Annotated in this window: 5 protein-coding genes; all 5 read left to right on the top strand. The window is 62.4% G+C overall.

Annotation, left to right across the window (positions count from 1 at the left end):
- Positions 1 to 1,169 (top strand): efflux RND transporter permease subunit (locus tag AC11W3_RS18065; RefSeq protein WP_484093489.1); only part of this gene is annotated, 1,169 nt, incomplete at its 5' end.
- 1 nt (position 1,170) lies between these two features.
- Positions 1,171 to 2,577 carry an efflux transporter outer membrane subunit gene (locus AC11W3_RS18070; protein WP_484090969.1) on the top strand — a complete coding sequence of 469 codons (1,407 nt, stop codon included), beginning with the start codon at positions 1,171 to 1,173 and terminating at the stop codon, positions 2,575 to 2,577.
- A gap of 125 nt (positions 2,578 to 2,702) precedes the next feature.
- Positions 2,703 to 2,873 (top strand): hypothetical protein, encoded by a 171-nt coding sequence (locus tag AC11W3_RS18075; RefSeq protein ID WP_484090970.1) that lies wholly within the window; start codon positions 2,703 to 2,705, stop codon positions 2,871 to 2,873.
- A gap of 248 nt (positions 2,874 to 3,121) precedes the next feature.
- On the top strand, positions 3,122 to 3,643 hold the full coding sequence (locus AC11W3_RS18080) for an Hsp20/alpha crystallin family protein (protein WP_484090971.1): 522 nt from the start codon (positions 3,122 to 3,124) through the stop codon (positions 3,641 to 3,643).
- A 277-nt stretch (positions 3,644 to 3,920) separates the two neighbouring features.
- Complete coding sequence (gene ppk1, locus AC11W3_RS18085; protein WP_484093490.1) at positions 3,921 to 6,404, top strand: polyphosphate kinase 1; 2,484 nt, start codon at positions 3,921 to 3,923, stop codon at positions 6,402 to 6,404.
- The last annotated feature ends 268 nt before the right edge of the window (positions 6,405 to 6,672 follow it).

Here is a 6,672-nt window from a genome sequence, read left to right on the forward strand (position 1 = left end):
TTGAACTGGGAGTGGCAAACGGCTTTGATCTTGAACTGCAGGATCGGGGCGGTTTGGGACATGAGAAAGTGATGGAGGCGCGCAACCAGCTTCTGGGAATGGCGATGAAGAACCGGAAACTGATCGCGGTGCGCCCCAACGGCCAGGATGACTCGCCCCAGTTCAAGCTGGACATCGACGACGCCAGGGCAGGAGCCTTGGGCGTTTCCCTGGACGAGGTCAACAGCGTCCTCGCCACAGCCTGGGGGAGTACCTACGTCAACGACTTCATCCAGAACGGCAGGGTCAAGAAGGTCTACCTGCAGGGCGACCCCAACTTCCGGATGCTGCCGGAGGACATCAACAGGTGGTACGTCCACAACAAGACCGGCGACATGGTTCCCTTCTCGGCCTTCGCCAACGCCAAGTGGCAGTACGGCTCGCCCCGCCTGGAGCGCTACAACGGCATCCCTTCGGTGGAGGTCATGGGGCAGGCCGCTCCCGGGATCAGCACCGGCGAGGCCATGACCGAGATGGAGAAGATGGCCTCCAAGCTCCCCCAGGGGATCGGCTACGAGTGGACAGGCCTCTCCTATGAGGAGAAGAAGGCCGGGGCCCAGGCGCCTGCGCTCTACGCCATTTCGCTCCTGGTCGTCTTCCTGAGCGTCGCGGCCCTCTACGAGAGCTGGACCATCCCGTTCGTCAACCTCTTGATGCTGCCGCTGGGCCTCGTCGGCGCGGTGACCGCCGTTACCATGCGGGCGCTCCCCAACGACGTCTATCTGCAGATCGGTCTTCTTACCACGGTCGGTCTTTCCACCAAGAACGCCATCCTGATCATCCAGTTCATCAAGGACCAGATGAACCAAGGGCTGGGGCTGGTCGAGGCTACCAAGTCAGCCGTGAAGATCCGGCTGCGGCCGGTCATCATGACCTCGCTGGCCTTCTTCTTCGGCACGCTCCCTCTGGCGCTGACCAAGGGAGCCGGCGCCGGGGCCCAGAACGCCATCGGCACCGCCGTGACCGGCGGTCTCCTCTCGGCGACCTTCATCGACCTGCTCTTCATTCCGTTCTTCTTCGTCCTGGTCTCGCGGGTCTTCTCGCGGGAAAAGCACGCGGAGGAAACAGCCGCTGCCGGAGAACCGAAGGTACCCGCAGCCGATTCCGCCACCGCCTCGGAGGTGATCTGACATGAAACGCAAGCTCGGCCTCAGCCTTACCCTGGGCGCCATCCTCGCCATGACCGGCTGCTCCACCATGGCGCCGAAATACAGCCGTCCCGAGCCCCCGGTCCCCGCCGCCTGGCCGACCGGTCCGGCATACCAGGGGACCGCCAAGGATGGTCCGGTCCTGGGCGACCTCGCCTGGCAGGAGTTCTTCGTCGACCACCAGCTGCGCAAGGTGATCTCGCTGGCGCTCACCAACAACCGCGACCTGCGCATCGCCGCCCTCAACATCGAGCGGTCGCAGGCCCAGTACCAGATCCAGCGCTCCCAGCTCTATCCGGCGGTGAACGGCTCGGCAGGTTATTCGGCCGTGCACGTACCCCGCACCATCTCTGGCACCGGGAGATCGAACACCGCCGAGGCCTACTCCCTGAACCTCGGGGTCAGCGCCTACGAGCTGGACGTCTTCGGACGCATCAGGAGTCTCAAAGAGCAGGCGCTCCAGCAGTACCTGGCTACCGAGCAGGCGAGGCGCGCGGTGCAGATCAGCCTGGTGGCCGAGGTGGCCAATAACTACCTGGCCCTGGCGGCGGACCGGGAGCGGCTGCGGATCGCGCAGGATACCCTGGCTGCTCAGGAGGCGTCTTTCCAGATCACCAGGAGCCGCTTCGATATGGGGGTCGCCACTGCACTCGACCTCAGCCGGGCTCAGACCACCGTCGAGTCGGCACGGGTCGACATCGGCCACTATACCGGGCTGATCGCCGAAGACATGAACGCCCTGCAACTGGTGGTGGGCGCCCCGGTTCCGGAAGGGCTGCTGCCGGCGGGGCTTGGTGCGGTAACCGGAGTGAAGGATATCTCACCGGGCCTCCCCTCCCAGGTGCTGCAGCGGCGTCCCGACATCGTGGCGGCCGAGAACCAGCTGAAGGGTGCCAACGCCAATATTGGTGCCGCCCGGGCCGCCTTCTTCCCGCGCATCACCCTCACCGGCGCGGCCGGGTTCTCCAGCACCGAGTTGGCCAGCCTCTTCACCGGGGCCGGGGCCTGGTCCTTCCTCCCCCAGATCACCGTGCCGATCTTCAACGCCGGCCTCAACAAGGCCAACCTCAAGGTGGCAGAGGTGGACCGGGACATCTTCGTAAACGAGTACGAGCGCTCGATTCAGGTCGCCTTCCGGGAGGTTTCCGACGCCCTCGCGGTCTACGGGACGATCGGAACGCAGCTCACCTCGCAGCAGGCCCTGGTCGACGCCAGCGCCCAGAGCTATCGCCTGGCCGATGCCCGCTTCCGCGGCGGCATCGAGAACTACCTGGCGGTGCTGGACGCCCAGCGCTCGCTCTACTCCGCCCAGCAGGGGATGGTCGGCCTGCGCTTCTCGCGGCTCGCCAACATGGTGACGCTGTACAAGGTTTTGGGCGGCGGCGCCTGACGGTTTCAATGAAATACCATCAAGGGGCGGAGCGGTTGCTCCGCCTTTTTTTTGTCCAGGCTCCAAAACAGGATAAGATTGTCTCAGCGGCGTGCCGTCGGCGCTGCGGCAGCGGGAGGCGAGCCATGGACGAAGAAGAACTCAAAAGACGGACCGACCCCATCATCATGGTCATGGAGCGGCGCAGGGAGGAAAAGGAGTGGAGCTCGGCGCAGGTGATGAGAATCCTGAGGAAGAGGGCCGCGAAGAAGGTCTCGGCGCGGCCAGCCGGCTCCGATGAGAGGGAAAAGGAGTAACCGCCCTTACTGGAGTACCCTCGCCCCCGGCAGCTGCCGGGGGCTTTTTCATGTCCATGATTTCCCCCAACGCTTCATCAGATCCTCCGGGAAGCTTGGGGTGAAGGGCCGCTCCGGCTGGCCCGGCGCAGGTCGCCCCCCATTCCAGAGCCGGCGCGGCGACAGGCGGTCCTGTGGTGGCCTTGACTATGCCTCGCCCATAGGACTACCATTTGCTTAGGGGACAAAACCGTCAGGAGGTGGCTTTTATGTTGGAAAGAAACGAACGGAGCATCCTTAGCCCCGAGAAAGAGCGCCAACCGGGACAAAGACAGGTTCAGCAGCAGGGAAGTCGTTTCTCTTCTCCCATGGCCCAGATGGACCGACTGTTCGACGAGGTATTCAAAAGGCCGTTCTTCTCGCTCTGGTCCAACCGTATGGGCGGCGAGGAAACAGAACGGATGCTTTATGTGCCGGTGGACATCTATGAAGACGGTGAGTCTGTAGTGGTAAAAGCGGAAGTTCCGGGAATCAGGAAAGAAGACCTGAACGTCCAGCTTACCCCCGACAGCATCACCATTTCCGGGCAGAAAACAAGTGAACAGAAGGTGCAGGAGAGCAACTACTACAGGATCGAATGCTCGTCCGGTTCGTTCACCAGAACCTGCCCGCTTCCGGCTGAATGCCTGACCGACAAGGCCAGGGCGGTATTCAAAGACGGCATCCTGGAAGTAAGAATACCGAAGAGCCTTGAAACGAGGGAGCGCGGCAGAAAACTGACAATCGATTAAAGGGGCCTGAAATGAGGCAGAGGGGAAAGTGGCCCGGCAATCGCCGCGGCCACTTTTTTTACCGTGCCTCCCCTGTCTCCGCCGGCTATCCCGGCCCAGCGATGAAGGTCCCCTTCCCTTCGAGGTCTGAGATCCCCTCCCCTGGAGGGAGGGGGGGGAGGAACCGAGTGCAGGTGACCAGGGGAAGAGGATAGGCAGGGGAGAGAAAGAGCTGCTTTGTTGCAATTGCCTGGAAACATTGTACCTTTTATCCATGCCACATCTCCCGGAGACCCAGGTGATAGAAACAAAGCCGGTAAAATCCAAAGAACCACCGCGCGAGCTGGAACTCCCGCAGAAAACCGATGAAACGCCGCACGACTCCTCCAGCAATTTCGATTTTCCTCCCCTGAAAAGGCTTGTCGCAACTGTCGAGGTAGACGAAGTGCCGGTTCCTGTCAGCGCGGCCCGGGATGGCGGCGTAACTTCCGGCAAGACACCCAAAGTCAAGGAAGGGAAGGGGGGCGGCCGGAAGAGCGCGACCGTTAAGCCGGTTAAGAGCAAGACCGTCAAGCCGAAAACGGCCAAGGCAAAGGCGGCGAAACCGAAGAGTCCCAAGGGGAAGGGGGCGAAGAAGGAACCACCCAGGGAAAAACCGAAACCGCCTGACACCGAGAGCTCCGTCGATCTCGGGGACAGCCAATGGTACCTGAACCGGGAGCTGACCTGGCTGGAGTTCAACCGTCGGGTGCTGCACGAGGCGATTGACGACCGCACGCCCCTCCTGGAGCGGATCAAGTTCCTCGCCATCGTGAGCTCCAACATCGACGAGTTCTTCATGAAACGGATCGGAGGACTCAAACAGCAGATCGGGGCAGGACTGCACGAGCTGACCCTCGATGGCAGGACCCCGCGCCAGCAGGTCCTGGAATCACAGGCATCGGTGCGGGAGATCGAGGCGCGGAAGAGGGAGGTGCTCGAGCAGGCTCGGGCCCTCTTGGAGCAGAAAGGGATCGTCATCGAGAGCTACGACAACCTGAGCGCCAAGCAGAAAAAACGCCTGCGCGACCATTACTACACCAATATCTATCCCCTGGTCACCCCGCAATCGATCGACCCGGCCCACCCATTTCCCTTCATCTCGAACCTCTCCCTGAACCTGCTGGTCACGCTGCGCTACCCGAAGTCCCGCGAGGTCACCCTGGCGCGGGTCAAGGTCCCGGTCGGTCTAGGTTCCCCGCGCTTTCTCCGGGTGGGGAAGGGAGAGCATCTCGTCCCGGTTGAAGACGTGATGATGAACAACCTCGACATGCTCTTCCCGGGGATGGACGTGGTGGCCTGCGAGATCTTCAGGGTCACCCGCAACGCCAACACCGAAAAGGTCGAGGAGGAGGCGGACGACCTGATGGCCATGATCGAGTCGGAGCTCAAGGAGCGCCGCTTCGCTCCCATCGTGCGCCTGGAGATAGGGGCGGGGATGGAGCCGCTGCACCGCGGAAGGCTGGCCGCCGAGCTGGAACTGGACGAGGAGAACGATGTCTTCGAGGTCCCCGGCATGCTGGGGATGCGCGACCTGTGGGAGCTGGCCAGGCTCGATTACCCGCGGCTTCACGACCCGCCGCACCATCCGATCGATCACCCGCAGCTTCTCAGCAAGCGGAACATCTTCCATATGATCCGTGATGCCGGGGCCATCCTGCTGCAGCACCCCTACATCTCCTTCTCCACCTCGGTCGAGCGCTTCCTGCGGGAGGCGGCGGAGGATCCGAAGGTCCGCGCCATCAAGATGACCCTCTACAGGACCTCAAGCCAGGGGAGGATCATCGACGCCCTGCTCCTGGCGGCTCAAAACGGCAAGCAGGTCGCGGTGGTGGTGGAGCTCAAGGCGCGGTTCGATGAGGCTGCCAACATCCGGCTGGCCGAGCAGATGGAGGAGGCGGGGATCCATGTCACCTACGGCGTCGTCGGCTTCAAGACGCACTGCAAGGTGGTACTGGTGGTGCGGCAGGATTTTCCCGGACTGCGCCGCTACGTGCACATCGGGACCGGCAACTATCACGCCGAGACTGCGCGCATCTACAGCGATATAGGGCTCATCACCTCGGACGAGGCCATTGCCCAGGATGTCACCGAGCTCTTCAATTATCTGACCACCGGCTTCTCGGCCAAGCGCCACTACGAGGTCATCATCCCGGCGCCCAAATTCCTGAAGAAGGCGCTCCTGGCACGCATCGAGCGGGAAGCGGCGCTCCACCAGCAGTCGGGCGGCGGGCAGATCCGGTTCAAGATCAACGCCCTGGAGGATGGGGACATCGCCAAGGCCCTTTACCGCGCCTCGATGGCAGGGGTGAAGATCGACCTCTACGTGCGCGACACCTGTGTCCTGCGGCCGGGGGTCCCGGGTCTTTCCGAGAACATCCGTGTGGTCAGCATCGTCGGGCGCTTCCTGGAACACGCACGGGTCTACTACTTCAGAAACGGCGGCGCCGAGGAGTATTTCATCTCGTCAGCCGACGCCATGAAGCGAAACCTCGAGGCGCGGGTGGAGATCATGTGCCCGGTGGTCCCCCCGGAGTTGACGCAGGAGTTGCGCTCCCTCTTTGACTGCTATGAGGCCGATCACCGCTCCGCCTGGGACATGCAGCCGGACGGGAGCTACCTGCAGCGCCTTCCCTCCGAGGGCGAGGGGGGTGAAGGAACGCACCAGATGCTGATCGTCCATGCCCAGCAGCGGCTCAAGGAGGCGCTGAAGAAGCAGGCGAAGGTAAGGCTGGAGATATAGGGGGCGGGGGTGAATGAAATGGATGGGAGGTTTCAAATATTCCGATATGCGTGACAGTAAAAAAATCATCTGCGAGAGCGTCATGACGGAAGCCGATCCCGCAGAAAAAAAGAAGTAGCAAGAAAAGGCCGCACTCCCGCGAGAGGCGGCCTTTTTGCGTCTACGGTCCAGTCTCTCCCGGCCCTGACCGTCCTCGCCGACCAAAAAACCGCTCCAGTTCCTTTATACTCAACTCAATTGCCCCGTCACCGCGATCGAGACGACGACG

This window comes from Geomonas sp., assembly GCF_056994735.1.

Bases quoted from the DNA above. Each gene is read 5' to 3' on its own strand.
- AC11W3_RS18070 (WP_484090969.1), top strand. From the start codon at position 1,171: ATGAAACGCAAGCTCGGCCTCAGCCTTACCCTGGGCGCCATCCTCGCC.
- AC11W3_RS18075 (WP_484090970.1), top strand. From the start codon at position 2,703: ATGGACGAAGAAGAACTCAAAAGACGGACCGACCCCATCATCATGGTC.
- AC11W3_RS18080 (WP_484090971.1), top strand. From the start codon at position 3,122: ATGTTGGAAAGAAACGAACGGAGCATCCTTAGCCCCGAGAAAGAGCGC.